Source organism: Streptomyces longwoodensis, from assembly GCF_001514125.1.
GTDB lineage: Bacteria > Actinomycetota > Actinomycetes > Streptomycetales > Streptomycetaceae > Streptomyces > Streptomyces longwoodensis.
The window spans coordinates 199,674-224,741 of record NZ_KQ948550.1 but is presented as its reverse complement, the minus strand read 5'-3'; the positions used below and the strand labels follow the sequence as shown (position 1 = coordinate 224,741).

The 25,068-nt window shown below is 72.7% G+C and carries 22 protein-coding genes; 15 read left to right on the top strand and 7 right to left on the bottom strand.

Going from position 1 to position 25,068, the window contains the following annotated elements:
- Window positions 1-46 precede the first annotated feature (46 nt).
- The 11 genes from AQJ30_RS40045 (at window position 47) to AQJ30_RS05915 (ending at window position 9,554) form a co-directional block, all read left to right on the top strand.
- A complete protein-coding gene (locus tag AQJ30_RS40045) occupies window positions 47-130 on the top strand; it encodes a putative leader peptide (protein WP_349817346.1) in 84 nt (27 codons plus the stop codon).
- A 127-nt stretch (window positions 131-257) separates the two neighbouring features.
- Window positions 258-1,958, top strand: coding sequence for a nitrite/sulfite reductase (locus AQJ30_RS05960; protein WP_067229543.1), 1,701 nt, complete (start codon window positions 258-260; stop codon window positions 1,956-1,958).
- The gene (locus tag AQJ30_RS05955; RefSeq protein ID WP_067229541.1) at window positions 1,955-2,137 is read left to right on the top strand and encodes a hypothetical protein; all 183 of its coding nucleotides are present in this window, start codon (window positions 1,955-1,957) and stop codon (window positions 2,135-2,137) included. Before AQJ30_RS05960 ends, AQJ30_RS05955 begins: the two co-directional genes overlap by 4 nt.
- Window positions 2,134-2,844 (top strand): phosphoadenylyl-sulfate reductase, encoded by a 711-nt coding sequence (locus AQJ30_RS05950; protein WP_067229538.1) that lies wholly within the window; start codon window positions 2,134-2,136, stop codon window positions 2,842-2,844. Before AQJ30_RS05955 ends, AQJ30_RS05950 begins: the two co-directional genes overlap by 4 nt.
- On the top strand, window positions 2,841-3,404 hold the full coding sequence (cysC, locus tag AQJ30_RS05945; protein ID WP_079083854.1) for an adenylyl-sulfate kinase: 564 nt from the start codon (window positions 2,841-2,843) through the stop codon (window positions 3,402-3,404). Before AQJ30_RS05950 ends, cysC begins: the two co-directional genes overlap by 4 nt.
- On the top strand, window positions 3,401-4,339 hold the full coding sequence (gene cysD / locus AQJ30_RS05940; protein WP_067229536.1) for a sulfate adenylyltransferase subunit CysD: 939 nt from the start codon (window positions 3,401-3,403) through the stop codon (window positions 4,337-4,339). Before cysC ends, cysD begins: the two co-directional genes overlap by 4 nt.
- A 2-nt stretch (window positions 4,340-4,341) precedes the next feature.
- Complete coding sequence (locus tag AQJ30_RS05935) at window positions 4,342-5,676, top strand: sulfate adenylyltransferase subunit 1 (RefSeq protein ID WP_067229533.1); 1,335 nt, start codon at window positions 4,342-4,344, stop codon at window positions 5,674-5,676.
- 236 nt (window positions 5,677-5,912) lie between these two features.
- A complete protein-coding gene (locus tag AQJ30_RS05930) occupies window positions 5,913-7,028 on the top strand; it encodes an ABC transporter substrate-binding protein (protein WP_067229530.1) in 1,116 nt (371 codons plus the stop codon).
- A gap of 34 nt (window positions 7,029-7,062) precedes the next feature.
- Entirely contained in the window at window positions 7,063-7,848 is a 786-nt protein-coding gene (locus AQJ30_RS05925; protein WP_067229528.1) for an ABC transporter ATP-binding protein, read from the top strand.
- On the top strand, window positions 7,835-8,773 hold the full coding sequence (locus AQJ30_RS05920; protein WP_067229526.1) for an ABC transporter permease: 939 nt from the start codon (window positions 7,835-7,837) through the stop codon (window positions 8,771-8,773). Before AQJ30_RS05925 ends, AQJ30_RS05920 begins: the two co-directional genes overlap by 14 nt.
- A gap of 4 nt (window positions 8,774-8,777) precedes the next feature.
- Window positions 8,778-9,554, top strand: a complete 777-nt coding sequence (locus tag AQJ30_RS05915; protein ID WP_067229523.1) for a sirohydrochlorin chelatase — start codon at window positions 8,778-8,780, stop codon at window positions 9,552-9,554.
- A gap of 40 nt (window positions 9,555-9,594) precedes the next feature.
- Here the strand turns inward: AQJ30_RS05915 and AQJ30_RS05910 are convergent, their stop codons facing one another.
- Window positions 9,595-10,203, bottom strand: a complete 609-nt coding sequence (locus AQJ30_RS05910) for a TIGR03086 family metal-binding protein (RefSeq protein ID WP_067229520.1) — start codon at window positions 10,201-10,203, stop codon at window positions 9,595-9,597.
- A gap of 75 nt (window positions 10,204-10,278) precedes the next feature.
- Window positions 10,279-10,827, bottom strand: a complete 549-nt coding sequence (locus tag AQJ30_RS05905; RefSeq protein WP_067229517.1) for a DUF1697 domain-containing protein — start codon at window positions 10,825-10,827, stop codon at window positions 10,279-10,281.
- Between the two features lie 257 nt (window positions 10,828-11,084).
- Between AQJ30_RS05905 and AQJ30_RS05900 the strand changes: the two genes are divergently transcribed.
- The gene (locus AQJ30_RS05900; RefSeq protein WP_067229513.1) at window positions 11,085-13,343 is read left to right on the top strand and encodes an MMPL family transporter; all 2,259 of its coding nucleotides are present in this window, start codon (window positions 11,085-11,087) and stop codon (window positions 13,341-13,343) included.
- Window positions 13,344-13,414: 71 nt separating this feature from the next.
- On the opposite strand, the gene mgt is transcribed toward AQJ30_RS05900, so the two are convergent.
- Window positions 13,415-14,677: a macrolide-inactivating glycosyltransferase gene (mgt, locus tag AQJ30_RS05895; RefSeq protein WP_067229512.1), complete on the bottom strand. Its 1,263-nt coding sequence runs from the start codon at window positions 14,675-14,677 to the stop codon at window positions 13,415-13,417.
- A 144-nt stretch (window positions 14,678-14,821) separates the two neighbouring features.
- Here mgt and AQJ30_RS05890 point away from each other — a divergent pair, with 144 nt between their 5' ends.
- Window positions 14,822-15,685, top strand: a complete 864-nt coding sequence (locus AQJ30_RS05890; RefSeq protein WP_067229509.1) for a phosphotransferase enzyme family protein — start codon at window positions 14,822-14,824, stop codon at window positions 15,683-15,685.
- A 28-nt stretch (window positions 15,686-15,713) separates the two neighbouring features.
- Here the strand turns inward: AQJ30_RS05890 and AQJ30_RS05885 are convergent, their stop codons facing one another.
- From AQJ30_RS05885 to AQJ30_RS05870, 4 genes are all read right to left on the bottom strand, one after another.
- Window positions 15,714-16,436, bottom strand: a complete 723-nt coding sequence (locus AQJ30_RS05885) for a 3'-5' exonuclease (RefSeq protein WP_067229507.1) — start codon at window positions 16,434-16,436, stop codon at window positions 15,714-15,716.
- Window positions 16,437-16,565: 129 nt separating this feature from the next.
- Window positions 16,566-17,804, bottom strand: a complete 1,239-nt coding sequence (locus AQJ30_RS05880; RefSeq protein WP_067229505.1) for an SAV2148 family HEPN domain-containing protein — start codon at window positions 17,802-17,804, stop codon at window positions 16,566-16,568.
- Between the two features lie 116 nt (window positions 17,805-17,920).
- Entirely contained in the window at window positions 17,921-19,240 is a 1,320-nt protein-coding gene (locus AQJ30_RS05875) for a copper amine oxidase (protein ID WP_067229503.1), read from the bottom strand.
- 67 nt (window positions 19,241-19,307) lie between these two features.
- Window positions 19,308-20,126, bottom strand: a complete 819-nt coding sequence (locus AQJ30_RS05870) for a Tat pathway signal sequence domain protein (RefSeq protein ID WP_067229500.1) — start codon at window positions 20,124-20,126, stop codon at window positions 19,308-19,310.
- 192 nt (window positions 20,127-20,318) lie between these two features.
- Between AQJ30_RS05870 and glgX the strand changes: the two genes are divergently transcribed.
- Window positions 20,319-22,478: a glycogen debranching protein GlgX gene (glgX, locus tag AQJ30_RS05865; RefSeq protein ID WP_067229498.1), complete on the top strand. Its 2,160-nt coding sequence runs from the start codon at window positions 20,319-20,321 to the stop codon at window positions 22,476-22,478.
- 160 nt (window positions 22,479-22,638) lie between these two features.
- Window positions 22,639-25,029 carry a malto-oligosyltrehalose synthase gene (treY, locus tag AQJ30_RS05860; protein WP_067229496.1) on the top strand — a complete coding sequence of 797 codons (2,391 nt, stop codon included), beginning with the start codon at window positions 22,639-22,641 and terminating at the stop codon, window positions 25,027-25,029.
- The last annotated feature ends 39 nt before the right edge of the window (window positions 25,030-25,068 follow it).

Here is a 25,068-nt window from a genome sequence, read left to right as displayed (position 1 = left end):
CGGACGAAGCTGGACTGTGTCCATTTCGCCGTGCCACGCTTCCGTCATGTCCGGAACTGGAATTGCCTTGGTGAGTCGGCGCCACGTCGACCTCGGCCGCATGTCCAGCGCCATCTGTCCGGTCCGCTGACGTCTCCAGCCCTCCCGGCGCCTCCTGTTCCCCCTCTCCCTGTGCGCAACGGCGCGCACGTATGCCCCCGTGCGCCCCTACGCACAGGTCAGAAGCGCATTCCGCCTGTCCCGAAGGACGATTCACCATGGCCGCCAGCCCCCAGAACCCCGCCGCCTCCGGGCCCCGCCGCAAGGTGAGCCGTCACCGCGGCGAGGGTCAGTGGGCCGCGGGTCACTTCACCCCGCTGAACGGCAACGAGCAGTTCAAGAAGGACGACGACGGTCTCAATGTGCGGACACGCATTGAGACGATCTACTCGAAGCGCGGCTTCGACTCGATCGACCCCAACGACCTGCGCGGCCGGATGCGCTGGTGGGGCCTGTACACCCAGCGCCGCCCCGGGATCGACGGCGGCAAGACCGCCGTGCTGGAGCCGGAGGAGCTCGACGACCGCTACTTCATGCTGCGGGTGCGCATCGAGGCCGGAGCGCTCACCACGCAGCAGCTCCGCGTCATCGGCGAGGTCTCGCAGGAGTTCGCGCGCGGGACCGCCGACATCACCGACCGGCAGAACGTCCAGTACCACTGGATCCGCATCGAGGACGTCCCCGAGATCTGGCAGCGGCTGGAGGCCGTGGGCCTGTCCACCGTGACCGCCTGCGGCGACACCCCGCGCGTGATGATCGGCTCCCCCGTGGCGGGCATCGCCGAGGACGAGATCATCGACGCCACGCCCGCGCTGGAGGAGATGAAGCGCCGCGTCCTGAACAACCCCGCGTACTCGAACCTCCCCCGCAAGTTCAAGACGGCCATCTCGGGTTCGCCGCTGCTGGACGTGGTGCACGAGATCAACGACGTGGCGTTCGTGGGCGTACGGCACCCCGAGCACGGCCCCGGCTTCGACGTGTGGGTCGGCGGCGGGCTGTCCACCAACCCCAAGCTGGGCGTGCGGCTGGGCGCCTGGGTGCCGATCGAGGACGTGCCGGACGTCCACGAGGGCGTCATCTCGATCTTCCGCGACTACGGCTACCGCCGGCTGCGCAACCGCGCCCGGCTGAAGTTCCTGGTCGCCGACTGGGGCGCCGAGAAGTTCCGGCAGGTGCTGGAGGACGAGTACCTGGGCGGGCGCAAGCTCGTCGACGGGCCCGCGCCCGAGCAGCCCGTGCAGCAGTGGCGCGACCACATCGGCGTGCACCGCCAGAAGGACGGCCGGTTCTACGTCGGGTTCGCCCCGCGCGTCGGCCGCGTCGACGGTGCCACGCTGACGAAGATCGCCGACCTGGCGGAGGCGCACGGCTCGGGCCGGGTGCGCACCACGGTCGAGCAGAAGATGATCGTCCTGGACGTCGAGCAGGACCGGGTCGAGTCGCTGGTCGAGGGCCTGGAGGCGCTGGACCTCACCGCCCGGCCGTCCACATTCCGGCGCGGCACCATGGCCTGCACCGGCATCGAGTTCTGCAAGCTCGCCATCGTCGAGACCAAGCAGCGCGGATCCACGCTCATCGACGAACTCGAGCGCCGGCTCCCGGACTTCGACGAGCCGCTCACCATCAACCTCAACGGCTGCCCCAACGCCTGCGCCCGTATCCAGGTCGCGGACATCGGTCTCAAGGGCCAGCTGGTCCTGGACGACGAGGGCCGGCAGGTCGAGGGCTACCAGGTGCACCTCGGCGGCGCACTCGGCCTGGAGGCCGGCTTCGGCCGCAAGGTCCGCGGCCTGAAGGTCACGGCGGACGAACTGCCCGACTACATCGAGCGGGTGCTGACGCGGTTCCGGGCCGAGCGCACGGAGGGCGAGCGGTTCGCCGCCTGGACGGCCCGGGCGTCCGAGGAGGCCCTGTCGTGAGCGAGCGCGCGGCCCCCTTCCACTGCCCCTACTGCGGCGACGAGGACCTGCGTCCGCACGAGGCGGGGCACGGCGCCTGGGAATGCGCGGCGTGCAACCGCGCATTCCAGCTGAAGTTCCTCGGGCTGCTCGCCCGGGGTCTTCAGCGAGCCCAGGACAACGGAGGCGACGACACATGACGACGGCTCAGGACGCCGGTACGGAAGCGGAGTTGCAGGCGCTCGCCGAACAGGCGGGCCGCGACCTGGAGGACGCCAGCGCGCTGGAGATCCTCCAGTGGGCGGTGGACACCTTCGGCAAGGAGTTCTGCGTCACCTCCTCGATGGAGGACGCGGTGGTCGCGCACCTCGCGTCCCGCGTGCTCAAGGGCGTGGACGTGGTGTTCCTCGACACCGGCTACCACTTCGAGGAGACCATCGGCACCCGCGACGCGGTGGCGGCCGTGATGGACGTCAACGTCATCACGCTCACCCCCCGGCAGACGGTCGCCGAACAGGACGCCCGGTACGGCCCGAAGCTGCACGACCGCGACCCCGACCTGTGCTGCCGGCTGCGCAAGGTGCAGCCGCTGGAGGAGGGCCTGAAGGGCTACCGGGCGTGGGCGACCGGCCTGCGCCGCGACGAGTCGCCGACCCGGGCGAACACCCCGGTGGTCGGCTGGGACGACAAGCGTCGCAAGGTCAAGGTCTCCCCGATCGCCCGCTGGACCCAGGACGACGTGGACGCCTACGTCGCCGAGCACGGGGTGCTGACCAACCCGCTGCTGACGGACGGCTACGCCTCCGTCGGCTGCGCCCCCTGCACCCGCCGGGTCCTCGAGGGCGAGGACGCGCGCGCCGGCCGCTGGGCCGGCCGGGGCAAGACCGAGTGCGGACTGCACGGATGACGACCAACCCCCAGGAGACTGACGTGACGAGCGGAGCCACCGTCTGGCTCACGGGTCTGCCGAGCGCCGGCAAGACCACCATCGCGTACGAGCTGGCCGGCCGGCTGCGCGCCGAGGGCCACCGCGTGGAGGTGCTCGACGGCGACGAGGTCCGCGAGTTCATCTCGGCGGGCCTCGGCTTCAGCCGCGAGGACCGGCACACCAACGTGCAGCGCATCGGTTTCGTCGCCGAACTGCTCTCCCGCAACGGCGTGAAGGTGCTCGTCCCGGTCATCGCGCCGTACGCGGACAGCCGGGACGCGGTGCGCAAGCGGCACGAGACGAACGGCACGACGTACCTGGAGGTCCACGTGGCCACGCCCGTCGAGGTGTGCTCCGTACGGGACGTCAAGGGCCTGTACGCCAAGCAGGCCGCGGGCGAGCTGTCGGGCCTGACGGGCGTCGACGACCCGTACGAGGAGCCCGAGGCACCCGACCTGCGGATCGAGTCGCAGGACCAGACCGTGCAGGAGTCCGCCGCGTCGGTGCACGCCCTGCTGACCGAGAGGGGACTGGCGTGACGACCGCCGCCACCACCGCCCACGAGGGCACGGGCAGCCCGTACGCCCTGTCGCACCTGGACGCGCTCGAGTCGGAGGCGGTGCACATCTTCCGCGAGGTGGCGGGTGAGTTCGAGAACCCGGTGATCCTCTTCTCCGGCGGCAAGGACTCCATCGTCATGCTGCACCTGGCGCTGAAGGCGTTCACGCCCGCGCCGGTGCCGTTCTCGCTGCTGCACGTCGACACCGGGCACAACTTCCCCGAGGTCCTCGAGTACCGCGACCGCACCGTCGAGCGGCACCGGCTGCGCCTGCACGTGGCGTCCGTGCAGGACTACATCGACCGCGGGGTGCTCAAGGAGCGCCCCGACGGCACCCGCAACCCACTCCAGACGCTGCCGCTGACGGAGAAGATCCAGGCCGAGAAGTTCGACGCCGTCTTCGGCGGCGGCCGCCGCGACGAGGAGAAGGCCCGCGCCAAGGAACGCGTCTTCTCCCTGCGCGACGAGTTCTCCCAGTGGGACCCGCGCCGCCAGCGCCCCGAGCTGTGGAACCTCTACAACGGCCGCCACGCGCCCGGCGAGCACGTCCGCGTCTTCCCGCTGTCCAACTGGACCGAGCTGGACGTCTGGCAGTACATCGCCCGCGAGGGCATAGAGCTGCCGCAGATCTACTTCGCGCACGAGCGGGAGGTGTTCCAGCGGGCCGGGATGTGGCTGACGGCCGGCGAGTGGGGCGGCCCGAAGGACGGCGAGACCGTCGAGAAGCGCCTGGTGCGCTACCGCACCGTCGGTGACATGTCCTGCACGGGCGCGGTGGACTCGGACGCCACCACGCTGGACGCCGTGATCGCCGAGATCGCCGCCTCCCGGCTGACCGAGCGCGGCGCGACCCGGGCCGACGACAAGCTCTCCGAGGCCGCGATGGAAGACCGCAAGCGCGAGGGGTACTTCTAACCATGAGCACGACCACGACCGAGAAGCTCTCGGCCACCACCCTGCTGCGGTTCGCCACCGCCGGCTCCGTCGACGACGGCAAGTCCACCCTGGTGGGCCGGCTGCTGCACGACTCCAAGTCGGTCCTCACCGACCAGCTGGAGGCCGTGGAGCGGGCGTCCGCGAGCCGCGGCCAGGAGGGCCCCGACCTCGCGCTGCTGACCGACGGGCTGCGCGCCGAGCGCGAGCAGGGCATCACCATCGACGTCGCCTACCGCTACTTCGCCACGCCCCGGCGGCGGTTCATCCTCGCCGACACCCCCGGGCACGTGCAGTACACCCGGAACATGGTGACGGGCGCCTCGACGGCCGAGCTGACGGTGGTCCTGGTCGACGCCCGCAACGGCGTGGTCGAGCAGACCCGGCGGCACGCGGCGATCGCGGCCCTGCTGCGCGTCCCGCACGTCGTCCTCGCGGTCAACAAGATGGACCTGGTGGAGTACCGCGAGAGCGTCTTCGCGGCGATCGCCGAGGAGTTCACGGCGTACGCCCTCGAGCTGGGCGTGCCCGAGGTCACCGCGATCCCCATCTCGGCGCTGGCCGGCGACAACGTGGTGGAGCCGTCCGCGCACATGGACTGGTACGGCGGCCCGACCGTGCTGGAGCACCTGGAGACCGTCCCGGTCAGCCACGACCTGGCGCACTGCCACGCGCGGCTGCCCGTGCAGTACGTGATCCGTCCGCAGACCGCCGAGCACCCGGACTACCGGGGCTACGCGGGCCAGATCGCGGCCGGCACCTTCCGGGTCGGCGAGCGGGTCACGGTGCTGCCCTCGGGCCGCACGAGCCGGATCTCCGGCATCGACGTGCTGGGCCGCGCGGTCCAGGAGGCGTGGACGACGCAGTCGGTGACGGTCCTGCTGGAGGACGACGTCGACGTCTCGCGGGGCGACCTCCTCGTGCCCACCCAGGACGCCCCGCCGATCACGCAGGACGTCGAGGCGACCGTGTGCCACGTCGCGGACCAGCCGCTGACCGTGGGCCACCGGGTGCTGATCAAGCACGGCACGCGCACGGTGAAGGCGATCGTCAAGGACATCCCGTCCCGGCTGACGCTGGACGACCTGTCCCTGCACCCGCACCCGGGGCAGCTCGCCGCCAACGACATCGGCCGGGTCAAGATCCGCACCGCCGAGCCGCTCCCGGTCGACTCCTACGCCGACTCGCGCCGCACCGGCTCCTTCATCCTGATCGACCCGTCCGACGGCACCACGCTGACCGCGGGCATGGTCGGCGAGTCGTTCGCCTCCCCCGAGCCGGTCAAGGACCCGGCCGAGGACGACGGGTGGGACTTCTGAGCATGAACTCCCGCGATTTCTACTCGACGTTCGCCAAGGAGGGCGGCCGCGTCGGCAGCGGCGCCCTCGGCAGCGGACAGGGCGGGGTGGCCCGATGTGCACCGTGACGTACGCGCACCGCTCGCGCGCCCTGTCCCCCCACCCGACGTCCCGGAAGCGACGAAGCCCTTCTGCCGACCCCCCGGCCACGACCTGAGAGCGTCGTGACCGCCGGGCCAACGAGAGGAACCCCTCCCGTGCCTGCCACCCGATCGACCCACCTGCGCCGCGGCCTCGCCGTCGTCGCCTCGCTTCCCCTCCTCGCCCTGGCCGCCTGCGGCTACGGCTCCGACTCGAAGGACGACAGCTCCGGCCAGCAGAAGGTCGCCGCCGGCGCCGAGAAGATCGACGGGCTCGACTCCGTCAAGATCGGCTACTTCGGCAACCTCACGCACGGCACCGCGCTGGTGGGCGTGAACAAGGGCTTCTTCCAGAAGGCGCTGGGCGCCACGGACGCGAAGTACCAGATCTTCAACGCGGGCCCCTCCGAGATCGAGGCGCTGAACTCCGGCGCGATCGACATCGGCTGGATCGGCCCCTCCCCGTCGATCAACGGCTACACCAAGTCCGACGGCAAGAGCCTGCGCATCATCGGCGGTTCGGCGTCCGGCGGCGTGAAGCTGGTGGTGAACCCGAAGAAGATCAAGTCCCTGGACGACGTCAAGGGCAAGAAGATCGCGACCCCGCAGCTCGGCAACACGCAGGACGTGGCGTTCCTCAACTGGATCGCCGAGAAGGGCTGGAAGGTCGACGCCGAGAGCGGCAAGGGCGACGTGTCGGTGATCCGCACCGACAACAAGGTGACCCCGGACGCCTACAAGTCGGGTTCCATCGACGGCGCGTGGGTGCCGGAGCCGACCGCGTCGAAGCTGGTCGCCGAGGGCGCGAAGGTGCTGCTCGACGAGGCCGACCTGTGGCCGGACAAGAAGTTCGTGATCACGAACATCATCGTGTCGCAGAAGTTCCTCGCCGCGCACCCGAAGGCCGTCGAGGCGGTGCTGAAGGCGTCGGTCGACACCAACAAGTGGATCAACGCCAACCCGGACGCGGCGAAGGCCGCGGCGAACGCCCAGCTGAAGGCGGACTCCGGCAAGGAGCTCCCGGCCGAGGTGCTGGACCCGGCGTGGAAGTCGATCACGTTCACGGACGACCCGCTGGCCTCCACGCTCAACACCGAGGCGGCGCACGCGGTCAAGGCCGGCCTGCTGGAGAAGCCCAAGCTGGACGGGATCTACGACCTCACGCTCCTGAACAAGGTCCTGGCGGCCGAGGGCGGGACCGCGGTCGCCGACGCCGGTCTCGGCGCCAAGTAAGCCCGAGTCCCCGAGTCCCCAGGAGGTGACGACCATGGCCACCACGATTCTGAAGGCCGAGGGCGCGGCGTCGGTCGAGTACGCCGCCCGGATCGAGCACGTCTCGAAGTCCTTCGCCGGGCCCGCCGGGCAGCAGCTGGTCCTCGACGACATCACCCTCGATGTCGCGCCGGGCGAGTTCGTCACCCTCCTGGGGGCCTCGGGCTGCGGCAAGTCGACGCTGCTGAACCTGGTGGCGGGCCTGGACCGGCCCACCGCCGGCGGCATCACGACCGACGGGCGCCCCTCGCTGATGTTCCAGGAGCACGCCCTGTTCCCGTGGCTGACCGCGGGCAAGAACATCGAACTCGCCCTGAAGCTGCGGGGCGTGCCGAAGAACGAGCGACGCGGGCGCGCCGGGGAACTGCTCGAACTGGTCCGGCTGACCGGCTCGTACGGCAAGCGGGTGCACGAGCTGTCCGGCGGCATGCGCCAGCGGGTCGCGCTGGCCCGGGCGCTCGCCCAGGACAGCCGGCTGCTGCTGATGGACGAGCCGTTCGCGGCGCTGGACGCGATCACCCGGGACGTGCTGCACGACGAGCTGACCCGGATCTGGGCGGAGACCGGGGTGTCGGTCCTGTTCGTGACGCACAACGTGCGCGAGGCCGTACGGCTGGCGCAGCGCGTGGTGCTGCTGTCGTCGCGGCCGGGCCGGGTGGCCCGCGAGTGGCGGGTGGACATCCCGCAGCCGCGCCGGATCGAGGACGCGCCGGTGGCGGAGCTGTCCTTGGAGATCACCGAAGTCCTGCGTGGGGAGATCCGCCGTCATGGCCAGCACTGAGACGACCGGCACGGCCGGAACGACCGCCAGCGCGGAGGACGGCGCCGCCCCGGGCGGACCCGCCAAGGACGGCCTCGGCGGTCTCGAGGCGGGCCTGGACGCCCTGGAGACCTCGGCGACGGACCGCACGCCGCTGCGCAGGACGCTCGTCGACAAGGTGCTGCCGCCGGTCGTCGCGGTCGCGGTGGTCCTGCTGGTCTGGCAGGCCCTGATCTCGCTGAAGGTCGTCGACGACCCGTCGAAGCTGCCGTCGCCCGCGGACGTGGGCGACGAGTTCAAGGACGCGTGGCTGGAGGGCCGGCTCCTCGGCTACATCTGGACCAGCGTCTCGCGCGGTCTGCTCGGCTTCCTGTTCGCGCTGGCCATCGGCACCCCGCTGGGCCTGCTGGTGGCGCGGGTGAAGTTCGTGCGGGCGGCGATCGGGCCGATCCTGTCCGGGCTGCAGTCGCTGCCGTCGGTGGCGTGGGTGCCGCCGGCCGTGATCTGGCTGGGTCTGAACAACTCGATGATGTACGCGGTGATCCTGCTGGGTGCCGTGCCGTCCATCGCCAACGGCCTGGTGTCCGGCATCGACCAGGTGCCGCCGCTGTTCCTGCGGGCCGGCCGCACCATGGGCGCGACCGGCTGGCGGGGCGCCTGGCACATCGTGATGCCGGCCGCGCTGCCGGGCTACCTGGCGGGCCTGAAGCAGGGCTGGGCGTTCTCCTGGCGCTCGCTGATGGCGGCGGAGATCATCGCCTCCTCGCCCGACCTGGGCATCGGCCTGGGCGCGTTGCTGGAGAACGGCCGCAACGCCAGCTCGATGTCCATGGTGTTCGAGGCGATCATCCTGATCCTGTTCGTCGGCATCGCGATCGACCTGCTGATCTTCAGCCCGCTGGAGCGCCGGGTGCTGCGCGGCCGCGGTCTGCTGGTGAAGGGCTGACCGCATGCGCCACGAACCGGTCCTCCTCGTCATCGCGCACGGCAGCCGTGACCCGCGGCACGCCGCGACGGTGCACGCCCTCGTGGAGCGGGTGCGGTCGCTGCGGCCCGGCACCCGCGTGGAGACCGGGTTCCTTGACTTCAACGTCCCGTCGGTGCACGGGGTGCTGGAGTCGCTGGCCGCGGAGGGCGTGCGCGAGGTGGTGGCGCTGCCGCTGCTGCTGACCCGCGCCTTCCACGCCAAGGCGGACATCCCGGCGGTGCTGCGGGGCGCCCCGCCGTGGCTGCGGATCCGTCAGGCGGACGTCCTCGGGCCGTCCCCGCTGCTGCGGGCGGCGCTCGAACGCCGCCTGTGGGAGGCCGGGTTGAGCCCGGCCGACAAGTCCTCGACCGGGGTCGTGCTGGCCTCGGCGGGGTCCACCGACCCGGAGGCGATCGCGGTGATCGCAGCCATCGCGCGGGAGTGGCGGCTCACCGGTTGGTGCGCCGTGCGACCCGCGTTCGCCTCCGCGGGACCGCACACCGCGACCGGCGCGGGACGCCCCGCGGGCTTCCCCCGCACCGAGGACGTCGTGCGCGCGCTGCGGGCCGACGGCTGTGAGCGCGTCGCGGTCGCGCCGTACGTGCTGGCGCCCGGCTTCCTGCCGGACCGCATCGCGCGGGGCGCGACCGGCGCGGACGTCCTCGCCGAGGTGCTGGGCCCGGCCCCGGAGGTGGCGCGCGTGGTGCTGGAGCGCTACGACGCGGCGTGCCTGCCGCTGGCTGCCGCGGTGGGTGCCTGACGGGGACGTCCCCCGTGCGCCCCCGCCAGGCGGTGCGGCGTCAGCCCGACCGCAGCCCCGGGTCCCGGCCGCTCTCCGCCAGTGCCCGCTCGAACGCGGGGGCGTCGGGCGCGACCGGCACCGGGTCGGCGAAGCCGTCGTACCGGCGGTAGATGTCGCCGTGCTTGACGACCACGTCGAGGACGAAGCGGCCCACCTCCTCGGAGACGGTGAAGTCCTGGCCGGTGGACACGGCCACGTCCCAGCCGTGCACCGCCAGTTCCTTGACGAGCATCCCGGCGAGTTCGTCGGCGGGCATCGACGCCATGCCGAGGTCCACCTCGCCCTCCCAGGCCGCCGGGTCGGACCAGGCCGCGACCGCCCGCCGCAGCTGCGCGGCGTACGCGTCCGCCCAGTGCGGGTCGGCGGTGAAGTCGCGCGCGACCAGCTCGTCGGGGAGCGGGGTGCGCAGGGCGCGGTGCTCCAGGCCGTGGGAGGTGTACAGGACCCAGTGGTTGACCAGGGCCCGCACGTCCCAGTCGGGGCAGTGCGTCGGGGCGTCCAGCCGGTCCGCCGGCACGCCGTGGGCGACGCGGGCCGCCGCGGTGGCGCACACGGACAGGTACCGGTGCGTGTCGTTCAGGTACGGGTGCGGGTCGTCGTACGTCATGCGTCCCACGCTAGGGACCCGTGCGGGGTGCGCTCTTGAAGAAACGCGACACGGTTCCGGGGGCTGTGCCGCGGGTCAGCCGGCGGTCATCTCCACCAGCTTCAGGACCGTGTTCCAGTTGCGGGTGGTGGCGACCAGGCCCTTCGTGACGCGGGGCCGGGAGAGCTGTTCGGCGAGCTTGGAGCGGCCGAGGCCGTCGGGCGCGTACAGGTACAGGGCGCGGTCGCCGAGGCGGAACTCCTCGGGGGCGTGGGCGGCCGGGTCGACGCCGGCGAAGCGGGCGGCGTCGACGGGGGCGGAGAAGTAGGTGACGTGCAGCTGCTTCGGCTGGAGGTCGGCGGCCGGGAACGGGCACGCCTCGACGACGGCCCTCAGGTAGGCGTGGTCGCGGACGATCACGTCGACGGCGAACCCGAAGCGCTCCGCGACGGCCGCGGCGAGCTCGGCGGCGAGGGAGCCCTCGTCGCCGTGGTCACTGGCGAAGACCGCCTGGCCGCTCTGCAGGTAGGTGCGGACCCCGGTGTACCCGAGGCCCTCCATCAGGGTGCGCAGGTCACCCATCGGCAGCTTGCGGCTGCCGCCCACGTTGATGCCGCGCAGCAGGGCCGCGTACGTCGTCGTCATGGGGTCACCCTAGGCCGTTGCCGGTCGGGGAGAGCGGGGCCGCGGGGTGCGGTCCCTGAGCGTCGTCCCCGAGCCGGCGGGATAGATGTAAGGGACCGCTGTCCTCCCCTGTGCGGAGCCGGCGGGGTCCGAGGGGAGGAGCCGGGCCGCCGTCCTTTCACCGGGCAGTACGACGAGTGCGGCCCACCCGCCCCCTAGCGTCGTTCCTGGAGGTGGCGGCAGGGGGCTGTCACCGCTCACGAGGGGGCAGGCCCGTCATGGGGACAAGAGACACACGGGTGCGGGGTCTGGCCGCGCGGGCCGGCGGCTGGAGCGCCCGGCACCGGTGGGCGGCGGTCGGCATCTGGGTGCTGTTCGTGGTGCTGGCGATGGGGCTCGGCTCGGCCGCGGGCCGGGTCGACGTCAAGGAGAGCGACCAGCTCAAGGGCGAGACGCACACCGCGGCGAAGATCATCGAGGACGCGGGCATCGAGGAGCCGGCCGGCGAGTCCGTGCTGGTGCAGGCGCGGGGCACCGAGCTGAAGGCCACCGACGCCGAGTTCCGCGCGGCGGTCGCCGAGGTCGTCACGGCCGTGCGGGGCACCGGCCGGGTCAGCGACGTGACGTCGCCGTACGACACGAAGACCATCTCCCGGGACGGGCGCAGCGCGCTGGTGCAGTTCGACATGCGCGGCGACTCCGACACCGCGGGCGAGCGGGTCGAGCCGGTGCTGAAGGCCGTCGCGGGGGTGCAGGAGGGCCACGCGGACACGCTGCGGATCGAGGAGATCGGCGGCGCGAGCATGATGAAGACGTTCGACGACGCGTTCGGGGACGATTTCCAGAAGGCCGAGTACTCGGCGGTGCCGGTGGCCCTCGGCATCCTGCTGATCGCCTTCGGCGCGCTGGTCGCGGCGCTGCTGCCGGTGGCGCTGGCGATCACCGCGATCATGGCGACGATGGGCCTGATGGGCGTCGTCAGCCACGTGATGCCGATGAGCGACACCGCCAACTCCGTGATGCTGCTGGTCGGTCTGGCCGTCGGCGTCGACTACTGCCTGTTCTACCTGCGCCGTGAGCGCGAGGAGCGCGAGGCGGGCCGGGACGCGCAGACGGCCCTGCGGGTCGCCGCGGCGACCAGTGGCCGCGCGATCATCGTCTCCGGCGTCACGGTCTGCGTGGCGATGGCGGGCATGCTGTTCACCGGGCTCGCCGAGTTCGAGGCGATGGGCCTGGCCTCGCTGATGGTGGTCGCCGTGGCGATGGTGGGCTCCGTGACGGTGCTGCCGGCACTGCTGTCGCTGCTGGGCGAGCGGGTGGAGCGGGGCCGGATCCCCTTCCTGCACAAGGCGATGCGGCGCCGTGCCGCCCGGACGGGCGGCGAGAGCCGCTTCTGGTCGGCGGTGCTGAAGGGCGTGCTCGCCCGGCCGCTGGTGTCGGTGCTGGTCGCAGGCGGCGCGCTGCTGGCGATCGCCGCCCCCGCGGTCGGCATGAAGACCCAGAACCTCACCCTGGACCAGGAGTTCGGCGACTCGCTGCCGATCGTGCAGACCTACAACCGGGTCAACGACGCCTTCCCCGGCGGCTCCGAGCCGGCCGAGGTGGTCGTCCACGCCAAGGACATCAACGCGCCCGAGGTGCGCGACGCGCTCGCCGACTTCAAGGCCCGCGCGATCAGTTCGGGCGCCTCGCGCGGCCCGGTGGAGATCAAGCTGCACGACGCGCAGAACATCGCCTACGTGTACGTCCCGCTGGTCGGCGGCTCCGACCTGGACAAGGCGGGCGCGAGCCTGGACAAGCTGCGCGACGAGGTGCGCCCGGCCACGCTCGGCAAGGTCGACGGCCTCCAGGCGCCGATCACCGGTCAGGTCGCCGGGTCGAAGGACTTCAACGACCAGCTCGGCGGCGCGGTCGTCCCGGTGTTCGCCTTCGTGGTGGTGTTCGCCTTCGTGCTGATGCTGCTGTCGTTCCGCTCGCTGACCATCGCGGTCACCTCGATCCTGCTCAACCTGCTGTCGGTGGGCGCCGCGTACGGCATCCTCGTCGCGGTCTTCCAGCACGGCTGGGGCGCCTCGCTGGTGGGCGCCGAGGGGGTCGGCGCGATCGTCACCTGGCTGCCGCTGTTCCTCTTCGTGATCCTGTTCGGCCTGTCGATGGACTACCACGTGTTCGTGGTCTCCCGGATCCGCGAGGCGCGGCTGCGGGGCCGCACCACGCGGGACGCGATCGCCCACGGCGTGGTCACCACGGCGGGCGTGGTCACCAGTGCCGCGGTCATCATGGTCGCCGTGTTCGCCATCTTCGGGACGCTGTCGATGCAGTCGATGAAGCAGATGGGCGTGGGTCTGGCGGCCGCCGTGCTGATCGACGCGACCGTCATCCGGGGCGTGCTGCTCCCGGCGGTGATGGCGCTGCTGGGCGAGCGCAACTGGTACCTGCCGAAGTGGCTGCACCGGCTGCCCGACCTCACCCACGACGAGTCGCCCGAGGCGGTCCTCGCGACGGCGCCGCGGGAGGAGCGGCCGGTGGGGGTGTGACCCCCACCGGATGAGGGCCGGTCCGCCCCGTCGCAGGGCGGACCGACCCTCCCGGGAGCAGGGCCCGTTGGTCACCGGGGAGCCAACGGGCCCTTTCGCGTGCCGGGCCGGCGACCGGAGCGCGCGGCGGCCAGCTCGGCCTCGATCAGGTCGGCCGCCCGCCGGGTGCCGCCCTCGCGGGCCATCCCGTCCCGGACGTCCGCCAGGCGCCGGGCGACCTCCGGGTCGTCCACCAGGGCGAGCGCCGTCTCCCGGAGGGTCTCCGCGGTCGCCTCCTCGGTGGCCAGCCGGCGGGCCACGCCCAGCGCCTCCAGCTGGTCGGCGTTGCCGAACTGGTCCACCGCCTGCGGGACGGCGATCATCGGGGTCGCCGTGGCCAGGCCCTCCTGGCTGCCGCCCGCGCCGGCGTGCGTGACGAACAGGTCGGCCTCCCGGAGCACCGCCAACTGCGGCACCCACGGCCGCACCTCGACGTTCGCCGGTACGGCGCCCAGCTCGGCCGGGTCGATGCGGGGGCCGGTCCGCAGGACCAGGTGCCAGCCGGGCAGGCCGGCGAAGGCCCGGACGCAGGCCCGGTAGAACTCCGGCGGGGCGGTGAAGGTCGAGCCGAGCGACACCAGCACGACCTTCTCGGCGCCGGCGGGCCGCTCCCAGGCGCCCTCGGCCGAGCGGTCGCCCTGGCAGGCGCCGACGAACGTGTACACGCTCTCGTCGACCCGGTCGGCGTGCGGCTGGAGGGCCCGCGGGATCAGGACCAGGGACCGGTCGGGCCGGCCGACGAAGTCGTCGTGGTGCAGGGTCACTCCGTGCTCGGTCAGCCAGGCGTGGAACCGGTCGAAGTAGGCACGGCCCCGCTCGGAGCCGCGGGCCTCGGCCCAGACGTGGGCGGCGACCTCCTCCTCGTAGCCCTCCCAGGCGACGAGGTTGGGCGACAGGGAGACCGCGGGGACGCCCCAGCGGTGGGCGAGGACACGGGCCGGGTAGGCCGTGATGTCGTGCAGCACGAGCTCGGGGGTGTCCCCGGCGTAGGCGTCGGTGAGCTGCGGCAGCGCCTGGACGGCGTCGGCCAGGAACAGCTCCACGTGGTCGAGGAGGGTGCTGCCCCAGGCCGAGGGGTCGTCGTCCGGTCCGGGCAGCGTCGAGTGCCAGGTCCGCACCTCGGCGCCGGTGCCGGCGACCTTGTCGGCGAGGGCCGGCGGGACGGCGTAGGTGACGCGGTGGCCGCGTGCCACGAGCTCCCGGATCACCTCCAGGCCGGGGTTGACGTGGCCGTGGGCGGCGATGGAGAACATCGCGATGTGGGCGGGGGGCACGGCGGGGGCGGAAGGGGTCATGTCGATGACGCTAGGCGAGACGAGACGTCTCGTCCACCGAATTCCTCGCGGCTCGACCACCCCGTCGCCCCGCGCCCGGGATCCGACCTGGGGGAATGCGAGACTGACCGCGGCAGCGCTACGACGACGGCACGGAGGCGGACGATGGACGAGGCGACGGCGCGGGAGGTACTGGCCGGGGCGGGGGTGCTGCCCGGGCCGGCCGGGGACGCACGGCTGCTCGCCCTCGGCGAGAACGCGGTGTTCGCCGCCGGGGACCTCGTCGTCAAGGTGGGCCGCGACGCCGAACTGCTCGACCGGGCCCGGCGCGAGTTGGACATCGCCCGCTGGCTGGCCGGGACGGGCGTCCCGGCGGTGCGGGCGGCGGAGCCGGAGGCACGGCTCGTCGCCGGGCACCCGGTCACCGTGTGGCACCGGCTGCCCGACCCGGTGCGCCCGGCGGGACCGGCGGACCTGGCCGCACTGCTGCGGCGCGTGCACGCCCTGCCCGCGCCCCCGTTCGTCCTGCCGCCGCGCGACCTGCTGTCCGGGGTGGAGCGCTGGCTGCGGCTCGCGGGTGGGGCGATCGACCCGGCGGACGCGGCGTACCTGCGCGAGCGCCGGGACGGCTTCGCCGCGGCGGCCGCCGCGCTCACCCCGCACCTGCCGCCGGGCCCCATCCACGGCGACGCCCTGCCGCGCAACGTGCACATCGGCCCCGACGGCCCGGTCCTGGTCGACCTGGAGACCTTCTCCGCCGACCTGCGCGAGCACGACCTGGTCGTGATGGCCCTGTCCCACGACCGCTACGGCCTGCCCGCCGAGGACCACGACGCCTTCACCTGCGCCTACGGCTGGGACGTGCGGGAGTGGGACGGGTGCGCCGTGCTGCGCGGGGCGCGGGAGACGGCGAGCTGCGCCTGGGTGGCCCAGCACGCGCCGAGCAACCCGAAGGCGCTGGCCGAGTTCGAGCGCCGGGTGGCCTCGCTGCGCGACGGCGACCCGACGGTGCGCTGGTACCCCTTCTGAGCCGTGCGGGCGAGCGGGGGCAGGAGACTCAGGGGGTGGCTGCCGTGAACTCCCGGACGGGCCAGGTGGCGTCCACCACCGCGTCGGCCTCCCCCTTGCGGCGCAGGAAGCTCTGGAAGTCGGCCGCCCAGGCGGCGTACCACTCGATCTGGCGCAGGTGCAGCTCGGCCGGGCCGAGGGCCGCGACCTTGGGGTGGCGGACGGCTATCGCGCAGGCGAGGCGGGCCGCGGCGAGGGCGTCGGCGCCCGCGTCGTGCGCGGAGTCGAGGGCGACGCCGTACTCGGCGCAGACCGCTTCGAGGTTGCGCTTGCCGCGGCGGTAGCGGTCGGCCCAGCGGTCGATGGTGTACGGGTCGACGACGGGGGCCGGGTCGAGGCCGCCCAGGCGCTCGCGCAGGGACGGCAGTCCGTACCGGTGCAGTTCGGCGGAGAGCAGGGTCAGGTCGAACGCGGCGTTGTACGCGACGACCGGGACGCCCGTCTTCCAGTACGTCGTCAGCACGTCGGCGAGCGAGTCCGCGACCCGGTCGGCGGGGTGGCCCTCGGCGGTCGCGCGTGCGGTGCTGATGCCGTGGACCGCGACCGCGTCAGCCGGGATCTCCACGCCCGGGTCGGCCAGCCACTCGCGGCGGCCCAGCACCTGACCGTCCCTGACCTCGATGACGGCGGCCGTCACGATGCGCGCCTCGCGCGGATCGGTGCCGGTCGTCTCCAGGTCGAAGCCGACCATCAGCTCCTGGTGCCAGGCCATGGTGGCCCCCCTTCTCGGTGGTGCGTCCCCCCAGTGGTCTTCACCCTGCCATGCGCCACTGACAATCCGAGGACCGCATTCCGCTTCCGTGGTGGGACGATCCCCATCGACCCGGGAGCGGTGGGGCGTTCAGGACACCGGGCGCGAATCCGCCCAAGCAAGCTCGAACTCCTCGCGGTACGCCCCGAAGAGACCCCCTTCGTCCACCTCGCCCGCCTTGACCACCCGGTTGCCGCCCCGCAGCACCAGCACGGGAGCCTCCATGCCGCGCAGGCGCCGCAGGTAGGATTGCACCACCCCGATGCCGTCGGTGCCGTCGCCGTCGACGAGGTAGGCGGTGAACCGGGGCGTGTCGTCGTAGACCTGGATCTGGAAGGCGCCCGGGTCGCGCAGCCGGGCGCGGACCCGGCGCATGTGCAGGATGTTCATCTCCACCGCGCGGCTCAGCTCGCCCCGCTTGACGCCGAGTTCGCGCTCGCGCCGCTTGACGGCGCTGGAGGCGGGGTTGAGGAACAGCAGCCGCACCCGGCACCCGGCCTCGGCGAGCCGGACCATCCGCCGGCCGGAGAAGTTCTGCACGAGCAGGTTGAGGCCGATGCCGATGGCGTCGACGCGGCGGGCGCCGTCGAAGATGTCCTCGGCGGGGAACTGCCGCAGCAGCCGCACCCGGTCGGAGTGGACCGCGACCACGTCGGCGTAGCGGTCGCCCACCAGGTCCTCGACGGCGTCGACCGGCAGCCGGCGCGCGGAGGGCACGTCGCCGCCGGTGCCGAGCATCTCCAGCAGCCGCGCGGAGGCCCGCTCGGCCTGGTTGAGGACCGCCTCGGACAGCGCGCGGTTGCGGGAGACGACGTTGCGGGTGACCTCCAGCTCGTCCAGGGCCAGTTCGACGTCGCGGCGGTCGTCGAAGTACGGCTCGAAGCACGGCCAGTGCTGCACCATCAGCTCGCGCAGCTGGGGCAGTGTCAGGAACGAGACGACGTTGTCGTCGGCCGGGTCGAGCAGGTAGCCCTTGCGGCGGCTGACCTCGCGGACGGCGACCGCGCGCTGCACCCACTCCTGCCCGGCGGGGCCGGCCGCGGCCACCACCCAGTCGTCGCCGTGGACGGGTTCGTAGATGGGCCGCAGGACGGCGGCCACCACGGCGCGCAGCCGCTGTTCCACCAGGTTCAGCCAGATGTAGGCGCGGCCGGCCCGCTGCGCGCGCGTGCGCACCTCGCGCCAGGCCTCGGCGTCCCAGTCCAGCTCCGGGCCGATGGCACCCGCCTCCATCGGCCGGGCCAGGGACACCGTCCCGGGCGGGACGTCCGCGGAGCCCCCCTCGTGACCCTCGTCACCAGGGGGCAGCTCCAGCCCTCCCGAGCCCACCCGAGCACCGCCTTCCGCTCCGCCGGGCCCTGTGTCCCGACCCTTCCCCGACGATCAAGGAAGGGTACTCCGCGAGCGGTCGGCGGTGCAGCCGGATGGACAGGGTCGTTGCCCAACTACCGCGGTTCCACTTGGCCGTTCTGATTGGCGAGCGCGGCCGGGGTGAGCGGGTTCATGGCGGTGACGTCCCGCGGGGCCAGCGAGAAGCCCTGCCAGTGGACCGGCATGGGCTGCTGGTCCTCGTCGCGCGCGATGTGGTGGAAGCCGACGTTCATCCAGAGCACGGGGTGGGTGAGGGTCTGCCCGTTGACCCACTTGTCGACGGACTTGCCGTGTCCGGTACCGCAGTTGAGCGGGTTGTTGCTCGCGTACTGCTCGCACTTGTTGTACTCGGTGACGTACAGGTCGTGCTTGGTGAACGGGCGCCCGGAGTACTTGGTGGTGGCGCCGGGCACGAGCTCGTAGGACCGCGCGTGGCCGTCCTTGTTCTTGCCGGCCGTGCTGACCACCCGCCACCAGCGCATGGTGGCCGCGTCACCGGCGAGTTCCTTGGTGACGGCGGTGCGGGTGGTCTTCGCGGTCGGGCCCTGCTGGCCGCTCGCGGGGGCGCTGACCTTCGAGTCGTACTGCTCGACCTTGGTCTTGGAGGAGCCGTCGAGGCCGAAGTCCAGCCGCCAGAAGACGTTGTGGCTGTGGCTGGTGGCGTAGGAGTGGGCTCCCTTGCCGATGGGCCAGCCGCGGCCGTCGCCGGCGTCGTAGTCGAACGGCGAGAGGCTGCCGGTGGCGCCGACGTTCATGTTCAGGGTGCCGTCGTCGGAGAAGCGCCACTCCGTCATGTACTCGTACCAGCCGACCTTGTTGACGGTGTAGACGAGCAGGTCCTTGCCCTGGGCCTGGTAGACCTTGTTGCCGGTGTCGGCCTGCATCCGGTAGGCGTGGCCGCGCGAACGCGTGGTGGTGCACAGGCCCTTGACGTTCGGGTGGGCCGGGTCGAACGCCTCGGGGACCTTGACGGTCTTGATGGTGCCGCCGGGGCACTCGGCGGGGGCCAGGTTCACCAGGCCGGAGCCGAAGTTGTAGTCGGTGACGTCGTTGTACTCGTTGGTGCCGTCGTCGTACGGCACGTGGATCTGGGCGATCTTGGCACTGTTGAGGACCTTGATCGGCTTGGGCTCGCCGGGCGGCTGGTAGCTGACGTCCTCCAGGACGAGGCCGGACTTGGCCTCGTAGCGCCAGCACATCCGCCAGGTGGTGCCGGTGGAGAGCTTCTGTTCGATGCGGTAGGCCGCGCTGCAGGCGGGCGCGGGCGCGGGGGCCGTCCGGGGCCCGGCGGCGGCCGGTCCGGCGGCGGTGGTCACGCCGGCGGCGAGGGCCGCCACGGACAGGCCCAGGGCCGCCGCTCCCCGGTGGGCGCGACGCGTTCTGTTCACGTGCATGAAGACATGACTCCTCGACAGGAGGTACCGACGGGTACCGGGAGGTGAGCGATGACGGAACGGGCGCCTAGCCGGCCAGGCGCGAGACCTTGCGGGTGCTCAGGTCCACGACCAGGGACCGGGCGTCGATCCACGGGCCGTCCTTGACCTTGGGCAGCAGCCGCACGCAGCGGTGCTCCCCGCACCGGTCCAGGGCGGCGGGCTCGGCGCCGGGCACGGCCCGGTAGACCATGCTCGCGAGCAGCAGCTGGTCCGGTGAGGTCAGCTCCTTGCCGGTGGCGTCCCGGTAGTCGGCCTTCAGGCCCGCGCCGAGCGGGTCGGCGATCAGCAGCCGGGCCGCCTCGGTCTGCTCCTCGGGGCTCAGCGGCGGCTGCACGCCGTGCTGGGTCCCGGTCCGCTCCACGGTGCCGGTGGCGAGGTTCACCGTCCGTGTGACGAGCGTGTCGTTGCGGTAGTCGTAGTACGTGACGTCCGCGCGGCGCGGCGCGCCCGGGTCGTCCACCTCGGCCGCGTCGGGCTCGGCGAGGTCGACGCCGAGGCGCTGCGGGCCGCGGTCGCCCCCGACGTCCTCGCCGGCCGCCATCATCTGCCGGCTGAGCGCGATCCGCTCCACCCGCCGGACCTCGTCGTCGGTCAGCGGATCGTGGCCGGTCCCCCGGTCCCCCTCGGCGGGGGCCGCCTCGACGACCGCGGGCGGCACCGCGCCGCCCGCCCCGCCCTGCTGCCCCGCCGCGGCGGACGCGGCCGCGCCGCCCGCCCGTCCTGTCGTGTCGTCGGCCCCCGCCGTGCCCGGCAGGGTGATCGCGACCATCACGGCCGTTCCGGTCACCGCGATCGCCGCACCCGCCACCACCTTGCCCAGGTGGCGGCGCACTGTCGTGCGCACAATGTCCCCCTACTCCCCCTGTGTCCCCGGGAGTATGTTCTGCCCCACTGGTGTCGGCAATACGCCCGTTCGGGCGCATGCGCTGGTCATCGGGTAAGAGGGACGTAAGTCATAGGTGGTTCCACGACTTTCCGGGAGACTCGTTGAGTAAGGCGCCCCCCGCGCCGGTGGACACCTGAAAGAGTCGTATCCATGCAGGTCTGGCCTGGTGAGGCGTATCCCCTCGGCGCCACGTATGACGGTGCCGGCACGAACTTCGCGGTCTTCACGGAAGCCGCGGACCGAGTAGAGCTGTGTCTGTTGCACGACGACGGCTCGGAGACGGCGGTGGAACTCCGCGAGAGCGACGCATTCGTACGCCACGCGTACCTGCCCGGGGTGATGCCCGGGCAGCGCTACGGGTTCCGGGTGCACGGCCCCTACGACCCGGGGCGCGGGTTGCGGTGCAACTCGGCGAAGCTGCTCCTGGACCCCTACGCGAAGGCGGTCAGCGGGTCGATCCGCTGGGGCGAGGAGGTGTACGGCTACCACTTCGACGACCCCGAGCGGCGCAACGACCTGGACTCGGCGCCGCACACGATGGCGTCGGTCGTGGTCAACCCCTACTTCGACTGGGGCGACGACCGGCCGCCGCGCACCGAGTACCACCACACGGTCCTCTACGAGGCCCACGTGAAGGGCCTGACCATGCGGCACCCCGGGCTGCCCGAGGAACTGCGCGGCACCTACGCGGGCCTCGCGCACCCCGCGGTGATCGAGCACCTCAAGGAGCTGGGGGTCACGGCGCTGGAGCTGATGCCCGTGCACCAGTTCGTCAACGACCACCGCCTGGTCGACATGGGCCTCAACAACTACTGGGGCTACAACACGATCGGGTTCTTCGCCCCGCACAACGCCTACGCCTCCTGGGGCGACCGCGGGCAGCAGGTGCTGGAGTTCAAGTCGGCGGTCCGGGCGCTGCACGAGGCCGGGATCGAGGTGATCCTGGACGTGGTCTACAACCACACCGCGGAGGGCAACCACCTGGGTCCGACGCTGTCCTTCAAGGGCATCGACAACCCGAGCTACTACCGGCTCACGGACGACCCGCAGTACTACATGGACACCACGGGCACCGGGAACTCGCTGCTCATGCGGTCCCCGCACGTGCTCCAGATGATCATGGACTCGCTGCGGTACTGGGTCACCGAGATGCACGTCGACGGGTTCCGCTTCGACCTGGCGGCGACGCTGGCCCGGCAGTTCCACGAGGTGGACCGGCTGTCGTCGTTCTTCGACCTGGTCCAGCAGGACCCGGTGGTCTCCCAGGTGAAGCTGATCGCCGAGCCGTGGGACGTGGGCGAGGGCGGCTACCAGGTGGGCAACTTCCCGCCGCTGTGGACCGAGTGGAACGGCAAGTACCGGGACACCGTCCGCGACCTGTGGCGGGGCGAGCAGCGCGCGCTCGCGGAGTTCGCCTCGCGGCTGACCGGCTCCTCCGACCTGTACCAGGACGACGGGCGCCGGCCGCTGGCCTCGATCAACTTCGTGACCTGCCACGACGGCTTCACGCTGCACGACCTGGTGTCGTACAACGACAAGCACAACGAGGCCAACGGCGAGGACAACCGGGACGGCGAGAGCCACAACCGGTCGTGGAACTGCGGCGTCGAGGGCGACACGGACGACGAGGGGGTGCTGGAGCTGCGGGAGCGGCAGATGCGCAACTTCATCGCCACGCTGATGCTCTCGCAGGGCGTCCCCATGATCAGCCACGGGGACGAGTTCGCCCGCACTCAGCAGGGCAACAACAACGCCTACTGCCAGGACAACGAGCTGTCCTGGGTGCGGTGGCCGGACGAGGAAGGAGGTGCGGGGGGCGACGGCGAAGGCGGCGAGGGGGCCGGGGGCGTCGACACCGGGCTGCGGGACTTCACGCGCGCGCTGGTGTGGCTGCGCAGGGAGCACCCCGTCTTCCGGCGGCGCCGGTTCTTCCACGGACGGCCCGTGGAGGGCACCCACGACGACCTGTCGGACATCGCGTGGTTCACTCCCGACGGGCGGGAGATGACCCAGGAGGACTGGGACTCGGCCCAGGCGTCCGCGCTGACCGTGTTCCTCAACGGCAACGCGATCTCCGAGCCGGGCGCCCGTGGCGAACGGGTGACCGACGACTCGTTCCTGCTGATGTTCAACGCCTCCGCCGAGCCGATCGACTTCGTGGTGCCCGTCGACCACGGCCGGCAGTGGCAGGTGGTCGTGGACACCGCCAAGCCGGAGACGATGCGGGAGGGCTCCGGGGCGAAGGTGGAGGCCGGTGACCGGCTGACCCTGGTGGACCGCAGCATGACGGTCCTGCAGCGACCCGCCTGACCCGGCGGGCGGACGCGCGAGCGCGGCGAGGGGCGTGGGGACGTGGTCCCCGCGCCCCTCGTCCGTGCCCCGGCACGGCCCCCGTCCGTGCCGGGGCACGACCCGCCGCGTCCGGGTGTCGGCGCGCAGGAACCGGCCGGGAGCGGGTACGTAGGTGTGCATGACGCCTGAGCCCGTGCCCTCCGTCCCCACCGCCACCTACCGGCTCCAGCTCCAGCCCGGCTTCCCGTTCGCCGCGGCGGCGGACGCCGTGCCCTACCTCGCCTCGCTCGGCATCTCCCACCTGCACCTCTCCCCGGTCCTGGAGGCCGTGCCCGGCTCGCTGCACGGGTACGACGTCGTCGACCCCGCGCGCGTGCGCGAGGAGCTCGGCGGCGAGGACGGGCTGCGCGAGCTGGCCCGGGTCGCGCACGAGCACGGACTCGGGCTGGTCGTGGACATCGTGCCGAACCACATGGCGATGGCCCCGCGCCACAACCGCCCCCTGTGGGAGGTGCTGCGGGAGGGCCCCGCCTCGCCCTACGCGCGCTGGTTCGACATCGACTGGGAGGCGCAGGCCGGGCAGCTGCTGCTGCCCGTGCTCGGCGGGCCGCTCGGCGACGAGATCGACCACCTCACGGTCGACGGGGACGTGCTGCGCTACTACGACCACGTCTTCCCGCTGCGCGAGGGCACCGCCGACCTGCCGCTGCCGGAGCTGCTGGACGCCCAGTGGTACCGGCCGGTGTGGTGGCGGCTGGCCCGCACCGAGCTGAACTACCGGCGGTTCTTCAGCATCTCCGAGCTGATGGGGGTGCGGGTGGAGGACCCCCAGGTGTTCGAGGCGACCCACGGCACGATCCTGCGGCTGCTGCACGAGGGCGTGATCGACGGGCTGCGCATCGACCACCCCGACGGCCTCGCCGACCCCGACGGCTACCTGGTACGGCTGCACGAGGCGACGGGCGGCCGCTGGACGGTGGTCGAGAAGATCCTCGCCGACGGCGAGCACCTGCCGCCCTCCTGGCCCGTCGCCGGCACCACCGGCTACGACGCCCTGCGCCACGTCGACGGCCTGTTCGCCGACCCCGCGGGCGCCGACGAACTGGTGACCCGCTACCGCGCCTTCGCCGCCCCGCAGACCGACCGGGGCGGCGACTGGGCGGCGACCGTGCGCCGGGCCGCGTACGCGGTGCTCACCCACGAGCTGGCCACCGAGCTGGACCGGCTCGTGCGCACGGCCGTCAAGGTGTGCGCCGCCTCGCCCGACCCCGCCCTGCGCGACCGGGCACCCTGGGCGCTGCGCACCGCCCTGGAGGAGCTGCTGGTCCGCATGGAGGTGTACCGGCCGTACACCTCCGTCGACGCGGCGGAGGTGGTCACCGAGGAGGCCGCGGCGGAGGCCCGGCGGGCGTTCGTGGTGCCGGAGGAGGCCGGCGTGGTCGACGTCGTGCGCGACCTGGTGCTCGGGCGGCGCGGCGGGGACGTGCCGGCGGCCGTGGAGTTCCGCGCCCGGTTCGCCCAGACCTCGTCCGCGCTGCGCGCCAAGTCGGTGGAGGACACGGCGTTCTACCGGTACGTGCCACTGCTGTCGGCGACCGAGGTGGGCGGGAACCCGGGCGCCCCGGCGGTGTCGCCGGAGGACTTCCACGCGTACTGCGCGCGCGTGCAGCGCGACTGGCCGCTGACCGGGACCGTCGTGTCCACGCACGACACCAAGCGCAGCGCCGACGTGCGCGCCGCGCTGGCCGTGCTCACCGAGTGCCCGGAGCGCTGGGCCGTGACCCTGGCCGACGCGAGCCACCCGGACGAGGCGGTGCCGGACGCCCAGCTGGCGTGGGCGGCCTGGCAGACGGTGTTCGGCCTGGGCCCGGCGGACCCCGAGCGGGTGCAGGACGCGCTGCTCAAGCACGTGCGCGAGGCGGGCCTGTACACCAGCTGGACCGAGCAGGAACCGCCGTACGAGGAGGCGGTGGCCGCGTTCGTCGCGCAGGGCCCGTGCGGGAAGCCCGGCGCGCACGTGACCGCCCTGCGCGACGCGCTCGCCCCGCACGTCCGGTCCAACGTGCTGGGCACCGCCCTCGTCCACCTGACCATGCCGGGCGTCCCGGACGTCTACCAGGGCACGGAGGGCGAGTACCGGGCCCTGGTCGACCCCGACAACCGGCGCCCGGTGCGGTTCCCGCCCGAGGACCCGGGCGACAAGAACGCGGTGACCGCCGCCGCGCTCAGGCTCCGGGCACGGTATCCGGACGCCTTCGGCGCCTCGGCGTCGTACGCGCCGCTGCCCGCCGAGGGGCCGGCCGCGGACCACTGCCTGGCGTTCGCGCGCTCCGGGGCGGTCGTCACCGCGGTGACCCGGCTGTCGCTGCGGCTGGCGGAAGCCGGCGGCTGGGCGGACACCCGGCTGGCGCTTCCGCCCGGGTGGTGGGGCGACGCCCTCACCCCGGGCCGGAAGTTCACCGGGCGCGTACGCGTGGCGGAGCTGTTCGAACGGCTGCCGGTGGCACTGCTGGAACGCATCGACGACGGCGACGACGGTTCCGGCGACGGCGGGCGGGCCGCCGGGTAGCGGACGGTCCGGGCGGCGGCGGGCACGACTGCCGCCGCC